This is a genomic window from Pseudodesulfovibrio sp. zrk46 (genome assembly GCF_012516435.1).
Taxonomy (GTDB): Bacteria; Desulfobacterota; Desulfovibrionia; order Desulfovibrionales; family Desulfovibrionaceae; genus Pseudodesulfovibrio.
Genome location: NZ_CP051216.1, coordinates 3,309,001 through 3,331,063, shown reverse-complemented (window position 1 = coordinate 3,331,063; position 22,063 = coordinate 3,309,001). Strand labels below are relative to the sequence as shown.

Sequence of the window (22,063 nt, the reverse complement as noted above, 5' to 3'; positions counted from 1 at the left end):
TTTGGTAACATTTGTCTGTAGCTGTAATGTAGACTTGCTGAGTTTGAAAGCTGATGTCTTCACAACAACACATTAAGTTCGACTAGGAAGACTTCTATGACGAGTTCTTTACTCAAAAAAATATTGAATAAGCGCGCACGCGCGAGTGAAGGGGCACTAATGCACATGGAATTACCTGATCAACTTTTGGCCACAAAAAGTCTTATTCCCTACCAAGAGCAAGCTCTCATTCTAATTGCCATAAAAGACTATTATATTCTGAAAGAAATGTACGGCGAAGGTTTCATAGAGCAACTTGAATTTGAACTTAAGCAGAACCTGAACATATCTCTTGGTGGTTCTAATAGCGAAGCTATTAAAGTTGGCCCTGGAGAACTTGCCTTTGTTGTGCCCCAGACTTCAGCCCCGGCGGATATTGGCTACAAGTACAAAATTAACGCCCAAGATGCTCTAAAGAAAACAATGTTCCGCCAAACGGGATTGGGAATTGATCTTGGCATGGGCTACGCGACTGTTAACTATACGGATGAGACAAACTCAAAAATACATTTCAATTCAGGTATTGATGAAGCTCGAAAAATGCTTCGTTTGCCTTTGAATATGAAAGGACTGTCTATAGCCAGGCGCTTCAATTCAATTTTAGCACAACGAATGGTCTCTACTCTTTATCAACCGATTCTCAATTTTAAATCCGGGAATATTATTGGATGGGAAGCTCTAACAAGAGGGCCCAAAGGTAATTCTTTTCATTCACCTGTCATTCTTTTCGAAACGGCTGAACACCTAGGGCGTCTATTTGCTTTAGAAAAACTTTGTCGAGAATCTGCAATTGCCAATGCCGGAGAGCTAAAAGAAGGTCAAAAACTATTCCTTAATATTCACCCCAAAACAATGGCTGACCCCGAGTTCTCCCCTGGCAAAACTTTAGAACTTATGGAGCAAGCTGGACTCTCTTCTGACAACGTCGTTTTCGAAATTACTGAACGCCATAGCGTCCAAGAGTTTGAATTATTTTACCGCACCTTAGACCACTATCGCAATCAAGGTTTTAAAGTTGCAGTAGATGATGCAGGAGCCGGATATGCAGGGTTAACGACTATTGCGGAACTCCAGCCAGAATATATTAAACTGGACAAATCATTAATTGATCAGATTCACAAAGACCCAGTTAAGCGCGCTCTAGTCGAAACTACTGTTACTTTTGCTGATAAAATAGGCTCACAAATTATTGCTGAAGGCATAGAAACCAAAGAACAAGCTGTTTGTCTAAAAGATATTGGTGTGCACTGTGGGCAAGGGTATTTTCTTGCTCGTCCAGACAAACCAAAGCCTAATTTGACTAAGGAATGTCAAGAACTCCAATCGGTAAATGAAGTTGCCAGCAAGTCCATAACCTGTTCTCTTCCAATCGGAGATCTCGCTAAACCGCCCCACTCAATTCTTCCTTCACATCTGGTCTCAGACGCACAACAGTTTTTTAAAACTAATGACAGGTTTTCCTCGATAATAGTAGCCGACAATAACATCCCACGTGGCCTAGTGATGGAATATCATTTGAATAGACAACTATCCTCACGATATGGGATTGCTTTATATTTTAGGCGTCCTGTTGAAACAGTCATGGATAATATGCCGCTAATCGTCGACATAGATATGCCAGTTGAGCAGGTAGCCCGCAAGGCGATGCAACGAGAATCACTCAAAGCATACGATGATATCATTGTAACCAGAAAAGGATATCTATACGGAATGGTATCCGTTCAGGATCTTCTGAATGCAATGGCCAAAATCCAAGTGGAAATGGCGAAAGGGACAAACCCTCTTACTGGTCTTCCCGGTAATGTCTCTATTGAGCAAGAAGTAGAAAGTCGGATAGCCCAAGAACGTCGTTTCAGTATAATTTACGGAGACTTGGACCATTTCAAAGTATATAATGACACTTATGGTTTCAAGAATGGAGATCAAATCATACGATTGGCCGCAGACATTATGAGTTGGGCCACTAAAAAACATGCAGGGAAAAATGCAAGTCTTTGTCACATAGGGGGGGATGATTTCGTGTTAATAACTTCCCCCGATACAGTTGAACGCATTTGCACATCAGTCATCCGATGTTTTGGTCGACTCGTCAAAAATTGTTATTGTGAAGAGGATCGTAAACGAGGGTGGATTGAAGCAAAGGGACGTGACGGAAAGAAAGGTCGATTTCCACTTGTTTCAATATCACTCGGGGTAATTGAAATATGTGGTCAATGTTCATTAATGGAAATAGGAGAACGCGCTGCCCATATTAAAAAATTCGCCAAGTCCAAACCTGGCAACTCAGTTGCAATGGATCGAAGACCACCTCTCGGCTCCTGCTAATTGTGAATATTTCTATACTGAATAAAAAAGCCCCAGCCAACTGACTGGGGCTTTTTTATTCAGTATTTCAGTTTACTACCGAGTCAACTTCCGAAATTTGATTCGATGAGGCTGATCGGCGTCTACGCCGAGACGCTTCTTACGATCCTGCACGTAGTCACTATAATTGCCTTCTACGAAAACAACTTTAGAATCGCCTTCAAAAGCAATAATGTGAGTGGCGATACGATCGAGGAACCAGCGGTCGTGACTAATAACCAGCACACAGCCGGCAAAGTTTTCAAGACCGTCCTCCAAGGCACGCATAGTGTTCACGTCGAGGTCATTAGTAGGTTCGTCAAGCAAGAGCACGTTAGAACCAGATTTAAGCATCTGGGCCATGTGAACTCGGTTACGCTCTCCTCCAGAGAGAACGTCAACGGACTTCTGTTGGTCTGAACCAGTGAAATTGAACCTGGAACAATAAGCCCGAGCATTTATGTCACGCTCGCCAAGCTTGATGAATTCAGCACCTTCGCTGATGATCTCGTATACACTTTTACCGGGAATCAAAGAGTCACGATTCTGGTCAGCGTAGGCCATATCAACAGTCTGGCCGATGATCATTTCACCTGAATCGGGCTTTTCCTCACCAATAATCATCTTAAAGAGTGTAGACTTACCGGCACCGTTAGGTCCAATGATACCGACAATAGCATTAGGAGGCAGGATAAAGTTCATGTCCTCCACAAGAAGCTTGTCCCCCATGGTCTTGCTAACACCTTCAGCAATGACGACCTGCTTGCCGAGATGGCGTCCCGGAGGAATGTATATTTGGAGATCGTCAGCCAAACGCTCGGACTCATGTGAAACCATAGCTTCGTATGCATTAATGCGAGCCTTGCCCTTTGCTCTACGCCCTTTGGGAGACATTTTGATCCATTCAAGTTCGCGGGCCAACGTCTTCTGGCGTTCAGCATCCTGCTTCGCTTCTTGAGCCAAACGATTCTGCTTCTGTTCCAACCAAGAGGAATAATTACCCTTCCAAGGTATGCCACGTCCACGGTCAAGTTCAAGGATCCACCCTGCCACATTGTCAAGAAAGTAACGATCATGAGTAACCGCGATTACTGTGCCAGGGAAGGTGGAAAGAAACTTTTCTAACCAAGCAACGGAGTCGGCATCCAAGTGGTTGGTGGGTTCGTCAAGAAGTAGAATGTCTGGAGACTGAAGCAATAGACGGCAAAGCGCTACGCGACGCTTTTCACCACCAGAAATGACGTTCACCGGAGTATCCCCGGGGGGGCAACGCAGGGAATCCATGGCCATATCAAGCTTGGAATCAATATCCCATGCACCTTTGGCATCCATGAGCTCACCCACCTGCCCCTGACGTTCGATAAGAGCGTTCATCTCATCGTCATCCATTGGTTCGGCGAATTTTTCGTTGATTTCGTTGTATTCACGGATGATATCCATGATTTCTCCGACACCTTCTTCAACGATTTCACGCACGGTACGGGTTTCGTCCACCAAAGGTTCCTGCTCAAGGTAACCGATAGTGAAACCATCCTTTACCTGCGTCTCACCATCAAATTCGGTATCCACACCTGCCAGAATTTTAAGCAGAGAACTCTTACCGGAACCGTTTAGACCGAGCACACCGATCTTGGCTCCGTAGAAATAGGAAAGTGAAATATCTTTCAGCACTTCACGCTGACCGTGACGTTTAGTCACCTTGTACATCGAATAGATGATTTTTTCTGCTTCGTTGCTCATCGCTACCTCGCAAAACAATTTTTCTTATGGGAAAGAACCCTTCTCAGAGTTACCCAGATTTGTAAAGCAAAAAGGGGCCACGAAGCCCCTTTAATCCTTGCTAAGCAAAGGATTGCAGTAATTCTTTCAGGTCCGATTTCGCATACTCGTGCTTGGCGAGTAATACGCCATCCCCATTGTGTGGTTCCATCTTGCGATAGAGTACACCAAGGGGAATGCGATCGGGGAACTCTCCAGCTTTCATCAATGCTGCGCACCAGTCGGTTTCATCGTGATTATCCAATATATAGGCACGCTCTTTGTACCATGAGAATGTATTGATTTTGTTAAAGGAAACACAGGGCTGCAAAATATCCACTAAGGAAAAACCATCATGCTCAATTGCTGCCTTGATTGTTCCGACAAGATGCTCAGGCTCTCCACTGAAGGCACGGGCAACAAATCCAGCCTTTTGTGCAATTGCCACAGCCACCGGGTTAAACGCATCGGAAGCTGCGCCATCGGGCTGAGCTTTAGTCACATGCCCTCGTGCAGTTGTCGGGCTAGCCTGCCCTTTGGTGAGTCCATAAATTTGATTATTGTGCACCAGCAAGGTCACATCCAAGTTGCGCCGAATGGCCGCTGTAAAATGATTACCTCCTTCGCCATAAGAGCAACCGTCACCGGATACGCAGACAACTGTCATTTCCGGATTTGCCATCTTCATACCTTGTGCCACCGGCAGAGAGCGCCCATGTAGTCCGTTAAACATGTGACAATTTATATAATGTGGCATCTTTGCAGCCTGTCCAATTCCGGAAGACACCATAAGCTTATGTGGAGGGATATCCAACTCCGCCAAGGCCTCCTTCAAGGATTTCAAAATCGAGAAATTACCGCAGCCTGGACACCAAGAGGTCTCAAATTCGCCGTATACATCAATGTTTGCCATGGTTGACTCCTTTAAAGGATGCTTTCAAGTCCCCTGAGGACATATTGAGGGGTCATAATCCGACCGTCAAACCTCAAAACATACGCTCCAACTCGAAAGCCGGTCTCTTGTGCCAAAAAACGGGCAAATTGACCTGTGGCATTTCCCTCAACAGCGACCACTTCACCAGCTTCTTCAAGAAATTCCATAAATTGCTCTTCACGAAGCGGATAAACCTGCTTGAAATGAAGCACCCCTACAGAATGATTATCCACTTGTTCGGCCGCCTCCAAACATGCACCAAGCGTTGTTCCCCAGCATAGAAGCACCAAATCTGCACCTTTCTCTCCGTAATAATCAGGGCCAATAACGTCCTGCCAAAGACCGCATCCCTTAACAAGCCGTTTGGAGTTCTGGCGTATACGATTCTCACCATCTTCGGTTATGCGGCCATTTTCATCATGCTCGTGAGAATCACCGCGAACCAGCGTTTCGCAAAATCCTGGCACTAATCTGGGCGACACCCCATCTTCAGTCAATTCATAGCGTTTGTATCCCCCACCCACTGTCAGCATGGGCTTAGCGATATCAGGAAGTGCATCAAGATCAAAAACATCCACACTTTGATAGGAATCAGCTAAAAATTGATCTGATAAAATAAACATGGGAGTCTGATATTGCTCTGCCAGATCAAATGCACGATGGGTCAGGTAGAAACATTCCTCCACTGTAGCCGGTGCAAAAATGGCGCGAGGGAATTCTCCATGTCCGGCGTATAGGACTAGATTGAGGTCTGCCTGTTCGGTGCGGGTCGCCATACCTGTTGCCGGGCCAGGGCGTTGCACAACTGCAGTTACCAATGGGGTCTCCGACACAGCTGCCAGACTGACTCCCTCAACCATAAGGGCAAAACCGCCACCCGAAGTGGTAACAATGGGACGCGCTCCAGCAAAGGAAGCACCAATGGCCATATTTATGGCTGCAATCTCATCTTCCACCTGCTCATATTTAAGTCCCAATCCGCGTCCCTTGCCAATGAGAGTCTGAGCAATGGAAGTGGAGGGAGACATGGGGTAAAAAGAAAGGAAATTACATCCCGCAGCCAATGCTCCCATAGCAATGGCCTCGTTACCGTTGAGCATCAACTTGTTTTCGCCATATTGGGGCACTGGTAAACAATCATACACAGCTTCCTTCGCTTTCACCCAATCAAACGCAATTCGTAGGACATCTAAATTGGCCTGCACCACCTCATTGCCTTTTTTGCCGAAAGCCTCACTTAACATTTGCTCAAAATAGCAGATATCCTGACACAGAACGGATCCAAGTACACCCAATGCGACGGTATTATAAAATAAAGGCTTGGAGGCTAGATCATTGAAGGGGATGAGCAGACCTGAAACATCTCCTTTATCAATATCATCTCCGCAGATAATGATGCCGTCCTCAGCTAATTCTCCACGATGCAGATTCACGGTCTCGGCATTCAAAGCCACCAAAATATCAATCTCATCGGTTGGGGAAACGATCTCATCCACCCCCATGCGCACAGCAAAGGTGTTGTGGCCGCCGCGAACACGCGACATATATTTTTGCAAGACTAGCACATTGTAGCCGGATCGGGTCATAGCCTTGGAGAAAAGGGTTCCAATAGTTGCAAGCCCCTGTCCGGCCGCACCGCCTATTACAATATTAATGTTCTGGCGCGACATTCAAACTCCTGTGACTGCGGATAATAAAAAGGCCGGAGGATGTTGTCCTCCGGCCTTGTAGGCTCAATTATTCAGCGGGAGCAGTAAAGACTCGAACGCCGAGGTCACGGTCAAGCATGAACAGCCCACCACCGTCACCGAGCATCTTCAGCTTACCTACGATATCACCAACGCTGTCTTCCTCCTCAACCTGCTCGGAGATAAACCACTGCAAGAAGATGCCAACGGCGTGGTTACGCTCGTCCATAGCCAAGTCTGCGATCTTATTGATACGAGCGGTTACACCTTTCTCATGTTCTAGAGCCTCTTCAAAGGCAGCCAAAGGAGTCTCCCAGGAAGCTTGAGGAGCATCGATTTGGCCGAGTCTAGCATGACCACCAGCCTCATTAATATAATCAAAGAACTTCAGGGCGTGGAACATTTCTTCTTGGTACTGGGCAAACATCCACTTGGAAAAACCACCAAGTCCTTCCTGGGCAAAATGCGAGGACATGGAGAGGTAGATGTGAGCAGAATATATCTCCCAGTTCATTTGTTCATTAAGTGCGGCTTCAAGCTTATCACTCAGCATGGAGGACTCCTTTTTAGATGTATTCAAATTGGTTACATAAAGTATTTACTACACAATTAGCTCCGCAAGCATTCGAGAATATAGGAGCCGGATAATACCAGATAACAATTCATCATTTTTCAATTGAGAATGCAAGTTTCAGGAACGATTATTACGATCAAATCAGACGATTCTGATCGAACATAGTGCGCAATCGATGCGCAAGGTGTGTGCTGCGCTGCCCTGCCGTAGCATTGTGCAGACCAATCTGAAAAGCTCGTTCGCTACCAATAAGCACTGCCAACTCACGTGCACGTGTCAGACCTGTGTACAATAAATTTCGCTGTAAAAGCAAAAAATGCTGCGTCACAATGGGCATAACGACCGCTGGGTATTCACTGCCCTGCGATTTGTGGACAGAAACAGCATAAGCAAGATTCAACTCGTCCAATTCACTCGACTCCATGATCACCCGTTGCCCATCAAATTCAATAAACAGTTCCTGCGAATCTGGGTCGACCTCCAAGATCCATCCGAGATCACCATTGAACACTTCCTTATCATAGTTGTTCTTAAGCTGGATAACACGGTCGCCTTCACGATAAGTGGCAAATTTTCGTTTGAGTTCAGGCTTATCAGGGCTTGGAGGATTAAGGCGTCCCTGCAATGCCACATTCAGGGCTTGCGTTCCTACCTCGCCCTTATGCATCGGAGTAAGCACCTGAATATCCCGTAATGGATCGAGACCATATCGCTCAGGAATACGAGCACAAACACTGTCCAAAACAAGCTTTTGCACCTTGGTCGTATCCTCTTGAGGAATCCAAAAGAAATCAGCTTCTGGTGCCTGCTGCGGATGGTGACGCGGGAATTTACCAACATTAATGCGGTGGGCATTGACTACGATGAAGCTTTCCTGCGCTTGGCGAAATATATAGGTCAATACGGCACAGGGAACACGGTGAGAATTGATGAGATCGGAAAGTATATTACCCGGGCCCACGCTAGGAAGCTGGTTTACATCCCCCACAAGGATCAGACGACACGTATGTGGAATAGCGCGTAACAAAGCTAAGAATAGCTGCGCATCCACCATGCTCGCTTCGTCTACGACCAGTACATCAGCACGCAGTTTTTGATCTTCGCAATAGTGAAATCCTCCGTCAGGTTGGTACTGCAGAAGGCGGTGGATCGTCTGTGAATTATGCCCGGTGGCTTCTGCCATTCGCTTGGCAGCACGGCCTGTAGGAGCGGCCTGTTTAATCTTAAGCCCCAACTCTCGAAGCGTAAGCATAATTGCCTTGGTGATGGTGGTCTTACCCGTGCCCGGCCCACCAGTGACGATGAAGACCTTGTTGCTACAAGCCTTGAACACAGCATCACGCTGCTCTTCGGACAAAGTAAAACCCAACTTATTCTCGACGCGTGGCAAGGTTTTTTCGATCTTTTTTCTACTTACCGGTGTAGGGTGACTCACTAATTGATACAGCCGTTGAGTTATCTCGTTCTCATAATGATAGAAATGCATGAGATACACGGCGTCATTTAAGTGCTGCTCTGGCAAATCCTCTATGCGAACCCGTTTCTTTTCTTCCAAAGAGAACAAGGCCAGTTCAAGCTTATTAAAATCTCCAGCACCTAGCATCTTGGCCACTTCGTCCAACAGCTTGTCCTTAAGGATAAACATGTGTCCACCGCGCTCGCAATACTGGAATAGGTGATACACAATTGCAGCCTCGAGCCTCTGGGCACAGTCAGAAGCAAATCCTAACTTCATAGCCATTTGATCAGCTGTTCGAAAACCAACACCTCTTATTTCATATGCAAGATCATATGGATTTTCACGTAGCTTAGACTCAGCCTGTGCACCATATATATGGAAAATTTTCCCAGCAAATGTAGTCGGCACTTTGTGGGTTTGAAGGAAAACAAGCAGATTTTTGATTTCCCGCTGCTTCCCCCACGACTCAATGATATCTTTAAGTTTTTTCTTTGAAATGCCTCTGATGTTGAGCAATTCTTCGGGGTCTTCATCTAGTAGATCAAGAACTTCAACACCATACTCTTCCACCATGATGGAGGCAGTTTTTTCACCTACGCCTTTAATAGAGGACTGAAGGAACTTGATGACTCCATTTTCAGTGGCAGGACGAGCCTCTTCAAAAGTTTTAACCTCGAATTGCCGTCCGAACTTTGGGTGGGTAGTCCATTTTCCATGTAAATCTAGTGTTGAGCCGCCAACTAGCTCACCCATAATGCCCACGATGGAGATTGACCCCGGTTCATCTTTAACTCGCACACGGGCTATGGTGTAACCATTATCCTTGTTATGATATATGACGGATTGAACTTCCGCGCCGGAAATATAGGTAAGTTCTTCGTTCATGTAGGTCGTTGTCCACGCTAAATTTTTTGTCGATGTACCAAGGATTGCTTTAAAGTTTCCTTGTCCATGAACTTGACCTCGCCTCCCATGGGGATGCCTTGAGCCAAGCGACTTACGTTCACATTGTGGAAATCTGTTTCAACCATGTTTTTGATATACGAAGCCGTGGATTCAGCATCTAAGGTAGCACCGAGAGCCAGAATCAACTCATGGACGCGACCGCTACTAAGATGACGTCGCAAACGATCTATCTCCAACTGACCAGGATCTACTCCATCCAACGGAGACAGCAAGCCCCCCAATACAAGATATTTCCCTTTATAGATGCCCATCGCTTCCATGGCGAGCAATGCATCCCACTCCGGGACCAAACAGAGTTGGTCGTCGTCACGGGTTGAATCGGCACAGATAGCACAAGGGCTGGATTCGGCAAGACAGGCACAATCGTCACACAGACAGAGGCTTTTTCTGAGGTCAAGAATAGACTGACCAACAACGCTAGCCTTTTCCATGGGCATTTTGAGTAGAGTCAGGGCTATACGGAGTGCGGACTTTGGGCCAATGCCCGGCAGAGAGGACAATTGCTCCACCACCAACTTAAGTGGGCCAGGAAGATTCTGCAATGACAACTCCTTAGAAATGACGCACGCAGCGTTGTAAGACAAAAGCTAGAAACGAAAGTACCGTGCGCATGGCGCACGGTACCATCCTAAACGATCAAATAGTTCTAGCGACCTTTAAAACATGCCAGGGATGCTCATGCCCCCGGTAATGGAGGACAACTCCTTTTCCATCACTTCCTTGGACTTTTTGAGTGCTTCATTAGTGGCAGTCAGCACCAAATCCTGAAGCATTTCTTTGTCGCCGGATTCCATAACAGAGTCTTCTATAATAATTTCAGACACCTCCTGACCACAGTTAGCCTTAACAGTAACCATGCCGCCACCACTGGATGCTTCCACGATGGTCTGCTTTAACTCTTCCTGCTTATCGCTCATTTTGCGCTGCATAACCTGGGCCTGACGGATCATTTCTTTCATGTTCATCGTATATTCTCCTAAAAATTATATATTGAAGTTACTGCTAATTACGTGAAGCAACAGACATCAGCTGTGCACTGAATTCTTTCATAATCTTGTTCACTCCAGGATGAGCTTCTGCCTCTTCCCGCAATAGCTTGTCCGACTTGCGGACAGCAATATCACCTGTTTCGACTTTAACTTCAACCATGGGACCAAAGTACTCCCTAGTAAATCCATCCAAAGCCAAAAGCACTTGTTTATCCGAAAGCTGTTCACAAAGCATGCGCGACGTACAACGGATCACCAATTCCTTCCCCTTGAATTCCCCAGCGGCAGCTCTAAGTCGATTAGCCTTGACCGGCGACTGCCCGTTTTTGGACTCCACGTATTGCAGAAAACCAGACCAATTGCGTGATCCGGGAGGAACAGAAACCGACTGTTTTGCCATAGCCTCTGAAGCTGGATCCTGTATTGTTTGACCTGCTACGGAGATGGTCTCAGATGATGAGACTTCCTTGGATTCAAGAGTTGACTCAGGTTGAACTTTCTGTACTGACTGAGAGGATGTGACCTGTTGAGAAGCAGGCTCAGGTTCTAACGGAGCCCCCTCATTCGTCGGCGGTTCCGATTGAGGTGGCACATCACGCGACGGTGAAGACTGACGCTGCATCTGTGGATGTTGAACTGTATTCACCTGTTGCATAGACGAGACTTGCTGTGCCGTTTGTTGCTGTTGCGGGTTAAAACCCTGTCCGCTTTGCCCACCACCGCCTTGTGGTGTGAATCCACCCGGTCCACCTTGAGGAGAACCATACCCTCCACCGGGAACACCACCTTGCCCGCCCATCGGACGTTGGGGAGATTTATTCTGAGCTGGAGAAGCATCACCAACATTTTCCAAATTAATAAGATCCGGAAGACTTGTAAGGTTCAACAGCAATAATTCCAGAGCTAATGCAGGCTCAAGGCTGGTCATAACGCGACGTTGGCCGTCCAAAGTCATTTGCCAACAGGCATGAATGTGCGCAGGCTCGAATTTTCCAGCCCACCCCATCCATCCTGCAGCTTCATCACCGGATAAACCGAGTAAAGGCAAAGCCTCTTGGCCCGCCTGACGCAGCATGAACATGTTGCGCCAACAGTTGGTCAACTCACGAAGGAAAAAACCGAGATCCAGCCCTTGGTCTAGCACCTGCCGCAGAACCATACCCACGGAGACAAGATTTCGTGCATGCATGGCCTCCATAAGCTGGAAAAACACATCTTGCCCGGCCAACCCAAGGAAACTGCGAACATCTTCTTCGCGCAAAACATCCGATCCCATGGCAAGAGCCTGGCCCAGTAGGGACATGGAATCACGCACACTACCGGCACCGCGCTTGGCAATAATCTGAAGTGCTCCCGGTTCAAAGGGGAGTTCTTCCATGTTCATAATGTTTTCAAGATGGGCCACTAATTCCTGCTGAGACAACATCTTATAGATATAATGCTGACAACGACTAATGATTGTGGCCGGGAATTTGTGCGGCTCAGTGGTGGCCATGATGAAGGTTGCTCGTGGTGGCGGCTCTTCTAATGTCTTAAGAAGCGCATTAAATGCCTCTTTAGTGAGCATGTGCGCCTCATCAATTATGAAGACCTTATATCGACACTCTACCGGTGCGTACCCGATGTCTTCTTTTAAACGCCGAGCGTCATCGATGCCGCGGTTGGAAGCGCCATCAATCTCAATAACATCTACAGCAACACCAGCCGTAATCTGTCTACAGTTCGAACACTCGTTGCACGGTTCAGCCGTGGGAGCATTTACACAGTTAAGCGCCTTGGCAAAAACACGGGCAATAGTCGTTTTACCGACACCACGCGTACCTGAAAAAAGATAGGCCGGAGCAACTTTATCCGATGCTGCCGCACGAGAAAGGATCGCCTTGATGGCTTCTTGACCGGCAACATCGTGAAATGTTTGCGGACGATATTTGGCAGTCAAATTCGATGTGCTCATAAAAAAACCTGAAAGTTTGGCGCGGCCAGAATATCCAGCCGAAAAAATTGGATAAAGACAAGAAGAGTCGGGAATCACTTGCCGAATCTAATCTCTCTTACCAGATGATAAAGTGATTTTCTAGACTTTCTATCAAGCTCAAAACTGCGCGTTACGTCTCAATGGGCGCACAGCGCTGCACCCAAAAAGACCAAGTCAGGCGTGAGGTTGACTCACGCCAAAACTTGGTCGTTAATAATATTAAAATTTAAGATATTATACGGAGTAACGATGCAGCCAGTGCTCGTAATCAGGATTTTCACCCTTCACAATCTTGAAGTATTCAGTCTGCAAAAGCTTTGCAACAGGGCCAGCCTTGCCGTCTCCAATCTGGCGACGGTCGATAGAACTGATAGGAGTCAATTCAGCTGCTGTTCCAGTGAAGAAAACTTCATCAGCTACATACAACATGTCGCGAGTTAAGGGTTCTTCGCGAACTTCGTACCCCAGATCGTTAGCCAAAGTCATAATGGAATTGCGAGTCAATCCACCCAAAACCCCGTCCTGATGAGGCGTGTAGATAACGTCGTTGACAACCATGAAAATGTTCTCGCCGGACCCCTCTGAAACGTGTCCTGTTGTGTCAAGTAAAATGGCTTCATGGTAACCGTCAGCAACAGCTTCTGTTTTGGCCAATACTGAATTGACGTAGTTTCCACAGGCTTTAGATTTGGTCATCATGACATTAACGTGGTGACGATTAAACGTAGAACACTTGACGGCGATACCTTTTTCCAAAGCGTCATCGCCGAGATATGCACCCCAAGGCCAGCAAGCAATAACCGTACGGATCGGGTTGTCACCAGGGTGAACCCCCATTGCACCTTCACCAATAAAGACTAGCGGACGCACATAAGCACCAGCAAGTTTATTCAACTTCAAGGTCTCAACTGCAGCTTCGGTCAGTTCCTTTGCTGTATAGGGAACAGTGATACCCAAAATTTTAGCAGAATTTACCAAGCGAATCATATGTTCTTCCAAGCGGAAGACTTCGGAGGAGCCATCAGCGCATTCATATGCGCGGATTCCTTCAAATACACCTGCGCCATAATGTAATGTATGGGTCAAAACGTGAACGTTTGCTTCATCCCAAGGGACCTGTTTGCCATCAAACCAAATGGTTTCGGACTTCTGGACCATCAAACTCTCCTTCATATACCGCGCGAGTCGCGGATCTTTTTTTATTATGAACAAATGACGCTATGGAAAAGTCTTTCCAAGGTCAAGACAGTTTGACAGCCGGAAAGGTAAAAACACTATTGTCATATATTATATTTCGTTGATTTTCATTTTGACAGCGCCCCACCCCATGAGTAAGAAATTGTAATTCTACTATATATTATTGAGGAGTTTTTTATCATGTCAAAATTTGCGAGAGTTGATCGACTGCCCCCCTATGTTTTCGCCCAGGTTAACGAGCTGAAGATGAAAATGCGTCACGCGGGCGCGGACATCATCGACCTGGGCATGGGCAATCCCGATGTGCCAACCCCAAAGCCTATTCTCGACAAACTGACTGAAGCGGCGTATAAGCCGGGAAACTCCAAATATTCAGCATCAAAAGGCATCAAAGGACTGCGTAAAGCAGCCTGTGATTGGTACTTTCGCCGATATGATGTTTCTCTAGATCGTAATCAAGAGATATGCGTGACAATGGGAGCCAAAGAAGGTCTGGCGCACTTGGCATTGGCTATGCTCAGCCCTGGCGACGTCGTTCTAGCTCCGGATCCAGCTTATCCGATTCATCCGTATGCTTCTATCATCGCTGGTGCTGATGTTCGACGCGTCCCCATAGGGCCTGGACAAGATTTTTTTGAAAATCTTGAAACCGCTGTCAAACACACTTGGCCCAAGCCAAAGTTGTTGATCATTAACTTCCCTCATAACCCGACCACCCAGTGCATTGAGTTGCCCTTCTTTCAGCGTATTGTCGATTTCGCCAAGGAACACGACCTTTTTGTCATCCACGATCTCGCTTACGCCGACTTTGTATTCGATGGGTATCAGGCTCCTAGCTTCCTTCAAGCCGAAGGAGCCAAGGACGTTGGCGTAGAGTTCTTTTCCATGACCAAGAGCTATTCTATGGCGGGGATGCGTGTTGGTTTCTGTGCTGGTAATCAAGAAATGGTGCAGGCTCTGACCCGCATCAAGTCTTACCTCGACTACGGAATATACCAACCGATTCAAATTGCAGCCGCCTGTGCCCTTAACGGTGATTTGGACCCGGAACCAAAGTTCACTCAAGATGATATGGACAACGCCGTTCAAGGAATCATGGACGTTTATAAAGATCGACGTGATGCTCTGTGTGATGGCCTCAACCGTATCGGTTGGGAAGTAACACCGCCTAAAGCAACCATGTTCCTTTGGGCTGAAATTCCCGATGAATTCAAAAAAATGGGGTCTGTTGAGTTCGCCAAGATGCTGCTCAAGGAAGCCGAAGTTGCGGTCTCTCCAGGTCTCGGTTTCGGCCAGTACGGCGATGACCATGTACGCTTTAGCTTTGTAGAAAATCGTCACCGCACCAATCAGGCAGTACGTAACCTTCGAAAATTTTTCTCTAAGGGGTAATAATGGAATCCATTAAAATCGCCCTCGGTGGCTTCGGAACAGTCGGTTCTGGATTGGCCAAAATTCTTGATATAAATGCAGATCGAATTTTCAAACGACTCGGCAAAAAGATCGAGATCACATCTGTGCTTGTGCGCGACTTGAACAAGAAGCGCGCATTCAATCCAGGCCCAAATGTAACTTTCACCGATGACCCCGAAGTTCTGGTCAACGACCCGAATGTGGACATCATCGTTGAACTTATGGGGGGGCTGGATACTGCGAAGGATTTAATTCTCAAGGCCTTTGCCGCAGGCAAGCATGTTGTGACTGCAAACAAACACTTATTAGCAGAACATGGGCTAGAACTTTTTGACGCTGCCCGCGACAATCACATGGGCCTTATGTTCGAGGCCAGCTGCGCAGGCGGCATCCCTATTGTCCAAACCCTTAAAGAAAGTTTGGCTGGGGACGAAATAGTCAAAATGCTTGGCATTATGAATGGCACTGCAAATTACATTCTATCAGAAATGACTACTAAAGGAATGGATTTCCAGACTGCTTTAGCCGATGCACAAGACCTCGGCTATGCCGAGGCGGACCCCACTTTTGACATCGAAGGCTTCGATACCGCTCATAAGCTGTGTGTCCTCATTCGAATGGCCTATGGTGTAGATTACCCCCTTTCCGACATTCCGATACAGGGTATTACCAACGTAACGCCTATGGATATCGAATTCGCTCGTGAATTTGGCTATCGAGTCAAACTGCTGGCCCATGTCATGAACGTGGACGGCAAGTTGGAAGCTGGCGTACACCCTGCTCTTGTGCCTTACACCTACCTACTGGCTCGAGTTGGTGGCAATTACAATGCCGTGCGTCTAGAAGGCAATGCGGTTGGCCCCATAATGCTGCATGGTCAAGGGGCTGGAGACTTACCCACCGGTAGCGCTGTATTGGCAGACATTATGAATCTAGCCAAGAAGATGCGCTGCTCCGCCTTCGATCCGGACAACAGTGGTTTCAACAACCAGCCTATTGCTAAAGCTGACATACTTCCTCCCGAAGAGTCAGAATCGAAGTACTACTTCCGCTTTACTGTACAGGATCGCACCGGCGTCATGGCCGCCATCACCAAATCCATGGCCGAGCACAACGTATCCATTGCCCAAGCTGTACAAAAAGGTGAATCCGGAGCCGAGGGTGTTCCATTAGTCATTATAAGCCATGAAACCTCAGCCCGAAACGTGGATGCTGTTATTAATGAAATTGACGCCATGGACTTCACCGTTGAACCGTGCGTGAAGTTCCGCATATTGTAGGATATAAACAGTGAAACTACTCTATCTTATCGCGGACGGCATGGGAGGTTGGCCCTTGAAGGAACTGGGGGGCAAGACGACCATGGAAGCTGCAGACACACCAAATATGGACGAATTGGCACGTACCGGCATCGTTGGTCGCGCCCAGACTGTTCCTGAAGGCATGCTGCCAGGTTCTGACGTTGCTAACATGGCGCTACTCGGTTTTAACCCAACGACTTATCATACTGGCCGTGGCCCTATTGAAGCCGCAGCTCAAGGCCTTGAGCTCGCCCCTGACGACCTTGTCTGGCGGCTCAACCTAGTCACTGTTTCTAAGCTTACCATCGATGGATACATGCGTGACTATTCTTCCGGTCACATATCCTCCGATGTCTCCCGACCGGTGATAGAAAAGTTGCAAGACAAGCTAGGCAATGACACGTATCAATTTATCCCAGGTATTCAGTATCGACATCTGTTAGTCCAAAAAGGCGGTGCAAATACCGATGACGCAAATATTGCTATTAATCCGCCACACGACATTACCGATAAACCCATAAAGCTTGACCTGCGTAAATATTCCAAAAGCCCTCTTCTTTGGGATCTGCTATTTGAGGCCAAAGAACTTCTGGATGACCGTGACATCAACATGTCGATGGCCAACTCCATTTGGCCCTGGGGGCAGGGACGTCCGCTCAGTTTGCCAAACTTCAAAGAAACGTTTGGAATGAATGGCGCTGTTATTTCTGCTGTGGACCTGATCAAAGGACTTGGCTACGCCTCTGGGATGTCAGTCATTGATGTTGAAGGCGCAACCGGACTACTTGATACAAACTATGAGGGCAAAGTCGACGCAGCCTTGGAGTTCCTCAAGGACAACGACTTTGTGTTCGTTCACCTAGAAGGGCCAGATGAGTGCGGTCATGGTGGTGATACTAAAGATAAAGTGGAAGCAATTAGCCGTTTTGACGCTAATGTGGTTGCGCCATTACGAGAAGCTCTAAAAAATGAAGAAGTAGCTTGGATTATTACGTGTGATCACTACACACCTATCGTGGAGCGTACACACACTACAGATCCCGTCCCCTTCATCATCAACGGCCCAGGCTGTAAGGCCTCTGGCGTGAAGACTTTTTCCGAATCTACTGCCAAATCAACGGGGCTAAAGTTAGATAAGGGCTACGAGCTTCTGTCTTATGCCATCGAAAAAATCGGATTGAAGTAATGGCTCCCAAGATTGAATATGTTACCGGCCAAAGCTGGTATAATCACTTTGTTTCTTACGGTGAAACCGATACCATGGGGGTGCTCTATTATGCAGAGTACCTCCATATTTATGAACGTTCACGCAGTTTTTTCATTCGTGAACATGGTATGAGTTATGCCGAAGTTGAACAGCGCGGAATCATCCTACCTGTTCGCGAAGCGCAGTCACGTTATCGTGTGCCTGTCCGATTTGATGACGAAATATTCATACGTGTGGGCATAAGTGAATGGAAACGAGCCTCGATGAAGTTCTCTTATGAAGTCTGGAATATAGAAAAATCTATTCTACATGCTACAGGTATGACCGAACACGCTGCCGTCAATTCTCAAGGAAAGCCTGTACGTATCCCTGAATGGCTTAAGGAACTCTTTGTATAATAAAATGATTTAAGTGTGAAACAAGCGTTTACAGTCGCCCAATGATCTGGCAACCTCCTCGAATGTTTATCGACGTCCACACACACGTTTTTCATCCTAAAATTGCTGATAAAGTCCTTGCGCAGCTTGAAGGTCATTACTCCATTACTCCTGTAGGAACAGGACTTGTGGACGATTTACTTGACCGCCTGAAAGCAGCCAATGTTGACAAAGCTGTCGTTCTTTCTGCGGCAACAGACCCATCACAGGTTATCCCGGCTAATAACTGGGCTATCCAGATGAAGAAGGAACACGACGCACTTATCCCTTTTGGCACCATTCATCCCGACTTTGATCGGGTAGAGTTTGAACTTGATCGTTTAGAACGCAACAACATTAAGGGCCTAAAATTTCACCCAGACTTCCAAGGTTATCGCATGGATGACCCGAAGTTATTCGACGTAATGGAAATGATAGAAGATCGTTTTATATGCCTTTTCCACGTCGGAGACATACTTCCACCGGCAGAGAATCCCTCTTGTCCCCAAAAATTGGCTGCATTGCGTAAAATGTTTCCCAAACCAGCGATTATTGCAGCTCACATGGGAGGCTACCGTCATTGGGACCATGTAATCGAACACCTCGCCAATACAGATGTATTTGTTGACACATCGAGCGCCATGGATTTTGTAAGTGACGAAAAATTAAACACTCTTTTCCAGGCCTTTGGTACAGAAAGAATTCTTTTTGGTAGTGACTATCCATTATTCGATGCAGGTACAGAGATTGACCAGCTCAAAGCACGCCTTTCACTTTCTTCTGTTGAATTCGAAAATGTTATGTCAAACGCCACCCATCTGCTTATCTAGGCGCACAATTATTGATATCACCATTATTCTTCCGGAATAATGTTGCAATACAAGTAAAATTTACTGTATAAGAAACAACCTATTCAACCAAAGAGGATAGATATGAACCGTTTCTTAACTATAATGTTTGCACTGTTATTAACATGTGTGCTGGCAGGCTGTGGAGCAAAGACTTATCAGGTAACCACAAAGGCTGGCAAAACATACACGGCAAAAGGGTCACTGGAATATGATGTCCAAAGTGAGACCTACAAATTTAAAAACGATGATGGTAAAGAGGTTATCCTCAACCAAGAAGATATCGAAGTAATACAAGAGACTAAATAAAACAGAAAGTCCCGCTTCTAGCGGGACTTTTTTTGTGAACTCTAAAAGACTTTGTTCCGTTTAAAAAAATCCTTATACATGGCGTCAGTTGTACATAAATGGTCAGTAGTCCAATCCCTCAGGAAATCAAATACCTCAATATCCATAGTTTCCCAATTTGAAGAGTATTCTTTGATAAATATGGAGACTTGATTTTTTATTCGATGATGTTCTTCGATATGCTCAACTAACGCTTGATGAGAATAGCCATATGTTTTGAGCAGTTCCTCTTCATATGAAAAATGGTACTCAACATATCTTTCTAGTTCATAAAGAATATCCAAAAGTACTTGAAAAGCACTGTCATTCATAATCCCTAAGAACAACCTATTAGTAATTTTTACTAATTCTTTATGTTGGGCATCAATTTCTGCAACACCTACCGAGTGATCTTCAGTCCATTGAATTTCAGGCATGATCATCCCATGCTATTTTTTGTCTGTAGTCATTAATCAAGCGACACGACTCTATTAAATCAAATCATTAATAGAACCAAAATCAGGATCAAAGAGGCGTTTATAGGTCCGAACAACAAAGCCATCTGTCATGCCAGATAAGTAATCACACAACATTCTTCGTTTTATATGATCGTCCTGACCAGACAAAGCATGATGATAATGTGCTGGCAATAGCCGAAAACTTGGCTTTGCCGAATGCACATACTCCTCCTCCATTACGGAAAAGACTTTGCGTAATATTTCACCTCCCTTGTACTCTAACTGATGTACTTGTGGAGTATAAAAAACAAGATTAACGGCCAACATCTTGAGCAATTTGCACAAATTTTTGCTTTCATTATCCACGGAGATATCGAATCGGTATCGATTGGTTTTATTCGATAGTAGATTACGTCGCTTGATTAAAGTAGTCGAATGGATAAATTGCCCGATCAGACGAGCCAGAAACGCACTAAAACTCTCATCAATTATTGCATCGCATAGTGATCCAAGAAACGAGTGGTCATCTCCCGTATAATCAATTTCTTTTTCTTCAATCCAATTTCGAATTTTTTTGATAGTGATGAATCCGGCACGAATGCCATCATCAATATCATGTATGGAATATGCAATATCATCAGCCCAGTCCATAATTTTACATTCAATCGACTTGAATGAATTCAACTCTCTTTCACTGGTAAAATGAGAATCAAAAGGCACTTCTGGACTAACAAAATCGAGAATATCTCGCTGGAAATCATAGACAAAATGATTCTTTTTCTTTTCTGAATTAGAAAATAGAGTTTTATATTTGAGCATTCCATCAAGAAAGGCTCGAGTTGGATTCATGCCTGCCCACTGAGTCCTATTTCGATAAAATAGGTCAACGAGGATTCTAAGATTCTGAGCATTACCCTCAAAGCCTCCAGAATTAAGCATCAATTCATTGAGAACCTCTTCACCTGCATGCCCAAACGAAGGATGCCCAATATCGTGAGCCAAGCAGATCGATTCAACCAAATCTTGATCAATATAAAAACTGGAATTCAATACATCAGAAGATCGATTCAAATGATTTACAATTGATCTTCCGATCTGAGAAACTTCCATAGAATGAGTCAATCTTGTTCGATAAAAATCAAATTCACCAGATAGAAATACTTGTGTCTTGTTTTGAAGACGTCGAAAAGCAGGTGAATATATGATTCGATCACGATCTTGTTCAAAGGGAGTACGTCCTTTGACATTCTTAGACTGTCCACGTCCAATCCACTCAGTATCAAACTCTGTGTAATAACAATTGTTCACTGTGCCTCCTTAGAGCATTGAAAATATGCTGATCTATGATCGATGAACAAAAATCAAAGGAAATCCAAAGCTCTAATTAATATCACTACTCTAATTAACCCAAATCAGGTATCTTTCCAGCATCCTCCCGAGCACCACTACCGGCATGAAGCTTACGCTCTAACGCGTTGAAAAAACGAGAGAATGTGAAAGTAAGTGTTAGATATATACAACCTGCACCTACCAAGAATGGTACATATGTATAGTAACGAGCTCCAAGAACCTTAGCAGAGAACATGAGTTCTGCCACACCAATAGTGGAAATAAGTGAAGAATCCTTCAAAAGAACAATCAGTTCATTACCTAAGGGTGGAATCATACGTTTAAATGCCTGAGGCAGAATGACAAAAATCATAGATTGCGTATGAGTCAAACCTGTACTACGCGCAGCCTCCATTTGTCCCTTGTTGATGGATTGAATACCTGCGCGAATGATCTCAGCATTGTATGCACCACTATTGATACCGAGTGCAATGATACCAGTGATCAATGGGTCTGGGGTTATACCTTCTCCGGTAATCATCATATAAATTTGGGGAAAACCGAGATAAAAGAAAAAAATCTGAAGCAGCATCGGGGTGCCGCGAATAATCTGAATATATAAATCAGCGACAATTCGAATGGGCAACCTGCGGCTAATGCGACAGGTTCCGGCAAACACGCCCAGTACAAGCCCCATGGCGAGAGCACCAAAGGTAACCTGAAGCGTTGCTGTTGCTCCATTCAGGAGCATTTCATAGTGTTTAAAGACCAGAGAAAAATCCACGCCGACTCCTCGGAAAAACAGCCGGGCAGGAAACCTACCCGGCTGATTTTAATACAAT

At 45.7% G+C, this 22,063-nt stretch carries 19 protein-coding genes; 7 read left to right on the top strand and 12 right to left on the bottom strand.

Annotated elements, in window-relative coordinates:
* The first annotated feature begins 96 nt into the window (after positions 1 to 96).
* Positions 97 to 2,364 carry a GGDEF domain-containing protein gene (locus HFN16_RS15025; RefSeq protein ID WP_247648350.1) on the top strand — a complete coding sequence of 756 codons (2,268 nt, stop codon included), beginning with the start codon at positions 97 to 99 and terminating at the stop codon, positions 2,362 to 2,364.
* 75 nt (positions 2,365 to 2,439) lie between these two features.
* Here the strand turns inward: HFN16_RS15025 and ettA are convergent, their stop codons facing one another.
* From ettA to HFN16_RS14980, 9 genes are all read right to left on the bottom strand, one after another.
* On the bottom strand, positions 2,440 to 4,122 hold the full coding sequence (ettA, locus tag HFN16_RS15020; protein ID WP_168891532.1) for an energy-dependent translational throttle protein EttA: 1,683 nt from the start codon (positions 4,120 to 4,122) through the stop codon (positions 2,440 to 2,442).
* 100 nt (positions 4,123 to 4,222) lie between these two features.
* On the bottom strand, positions 4,223 to 5,053 hold the full coding sequence (locus HFN16_RS15015) for a 2-oxoacid:ferredoxin oxidoreductase subunit beta (RefSeq protein ID WP_168891531.1): 831 nt from the start codon (positions 5,051 to 5,053) through the stop codon (positions 4,223 to 4,225).
* Between the two features lie 11 nt (positions 5,054 to 5,064).
* Positions 5,065 to 6,744: a 2-oxoacid:acceptor oxidoreductase subunit alpha gene (locus HFN16_RS15010; RefSeq protein WP_168891530.1), complete on the bottom strand. Its 1,680-nt coding sequence runs from the start codon at positions 6,742 to 6,744 to the stop codon at positions 5,065 to 5,067.
* 67 nt (positions 6,745 to 6,811) lie between these two features.
* Positions 6,812 to 7,315: a ferritin gene (locus HFN16_RS15005; RefSeq protein WP_168891529.1), complete on the bottom strand. Its 504-nt coding sequence runs from the start codon at positions 7,313 to 7,315 to the stop codon at positions 6,812 to 6,814.
* A 157-nt stretch (positions 7,316 to 7,472) separates the two neighbouring features.
* Positions 7,473 to 9,680 (bottom strand): ATP-dependent RecD-like DNA helicase, encoded by a 2,208-nt coding sequence (locus tag HFN16_RS15000; RefSeq protein ID WP_168891528.1) that lies wholly within the window; start codon positions 9,678 to 9,680, stop codon positions 7,473 to 7,475.
* Positions 9,681 to 9,697: 17 nt separating this feature from the next.
* Positions 9,698 to 10,303, bottom strand: a complete 606-nt coding sequence (recR, locus tag HFN16_RS14995) for a recombination mediator RecR (protein WP_168891527.1) — start codon at positions 10,301 to 10,303, stop codon at positions 9,698 to 9,700.
* Between the two features lie 114 nt (positions 10,304 to 10,417).
* Complete coding sequence (locus HFN16_RS14990; protein WP_210772269.1) at positions 10,418 to 10,720, bottom strand: YbaB/EbfC family nucleoid-associated protein; 303 nt, start codon at positions 10,718 to 10,720, stop codon at positions 10,418 to 10,420.
* Positions 10,721 to 10,763: 43 nt separating this feature from the next.
* On the bottom strand, positions 10,764 to 12,704 hold the full coding sequence (gene dnaX / locus HFN16_RS14985) for a DNA polymerase III subunit gamma/tau (protein WP_168892384.1): 1,941 nt from the start codon (positions 12,702 to 12,704) through the stop codon (positions 10,764 to 10,766).
* Positions 12,705 to 12,959: 255 nt separating this feature from the next.
* On the bottom strand, positions 12,960 to 13,883 hold the full coding sequence (locus tag HFN16_RS14980; protein WP_168891525.1) for a branched-chain amino acid transaminase: 924 nt from the start codon (positions 13,881 to 13,883) through the stop codon (positions 12,960 to 12,962).
* 219 nt (positions 13,884 to 14,102) lie between these two features.
* On the opposite strand from HFN16_RS14980, the gene HFN16_RS14975 reads away from it, so the two are divergent.
* The 6 genes from HFN16_RS14975 (at position 14,103) to HFN16_RS14950 (ending at position 19,416) form a co-directional block, all read left to right on the top strand.
* The gene (locus HFN16_RS14975; protein ID WP_168891524.1) at positions 14,103 to 15,314 is read left to right on the top strand and encodes an aminotransferase class I/II-fold pyridoxal phosphate-dependent enzyme; all 1,212 of its coding nucleotides are present in this window, start codon (positions 14,103 to 14,105) and stop codon (positions 15,312 to 15,314) included.
* A 2-nt stretch (positions 15,315 to 15,316) separates the two neighbouring features.
* Positions 15,317 to 16,615 carry a homoserine dehydrogenase gene (locus tag HFN16_RS14970; protein WP_168891523.1) on the top strand — a complete coding sequence of 433 codons (1,299 nt, stop codon included), beginning with the start codon at positions 15,317 to 15,319 and terminating at the stop codon, positions 16,613 to 16,615.
* A 10-nt stretch (positions 16,616 to 16,625) separates the two neighbouring features.
* On the top strand, positions 16,626 to 17,822 hold the full coding sequence (locus HFN16_RS14965; RefSeq protein ID WP_168891522.1) for a cofactor-independent phosphoglycerate mutase: 1,197 nt from the start codon (positions 16,626 to 16,628) through the stop codon (positions 17,820 to 17,822).
* Complete coding sequence (locus HFN16_RS14960; RefSeq protein WP_168891521.1) at positions 17,822 to 18,241, top strand: thioesterase family protein; 420 nt, start codon at positions 17,822 to 17,824, stop codon at positions 18,239 to 18,241. Before HFN16_RS14965 ends, HFN16_RS14960 begins: the two co-directional genes overlap by 1 nt.
* 62 nt (positions 18,242 to 18,303) lie before the next feature.
* Entirely contained in the window at positions 18,304 to 19,089 is a 786-nt protein-coding gene (locus HFN16_RS14955) for an amidohydrolase family protein (RefSeq protein WP_168891520.1), read from the top strand.
* 102 nt (positions 19,090 to 19,191) lie between these two features.
* A complete protein-coding gene (locus HFN16_RS14950; RefSeq protein ID WP_168891519.1) occupies positions 19,192 to 19,416 on the top strand; it encodes a YgdI/YgdR family lipoprotein in 225 nt (74 codons plus the stop codon).
* Positions 19,417 to 19,457: 41 nt separating this feature from the next.
* Here the strand turns inward: HFN16_RS14950 and HFN16_RS14945 are convergent, their stop codons facing one another.
* The 3 genes from HFN16_RS14945 to HFN16_RS14935 form a co-directional block, all read right to left on the bottom strand.
* Complete coding sequence (locus HFN16_RS14945; protein ID WP_168891518.1) at positions 19,458 to 19,871, bottom strand: bacteriohemerythrin; 414 nt, start codon at positions 19,869 to 19,871, stop codon at positions 19,458 to 19,460.
* Between the two features lie 54 nt (positions 19,872 to 19,925).
* A complete protein-coding gene (gene dgt / locus HFN16_RS14940) occupies positions 19,926 to 21,200 on the bottom strand; it encodes a dGTP triphosphohydrolase (RefSeq protein WP_168891517.1) in 1,275 nt (424 codons plus the stop codon).
* A gap of 94 nt (positions 21,201 to 21,294) precedes the next feature.
* Positions 21,295 to 22,005: an amino acid ABC transporter permease gene (locus HFN16_RS14935; RefSeq protein ID WP_210772206.1), complete on the bottom strand. Its 711-nt coding sequence runs from the start codon at positions 22,003 to 22,005 to the stop codon at positions 21,295 to 21,297.
* Between the last annotated feature and the right edge of the window lie 58 nt (positions 22,006 to 22,063).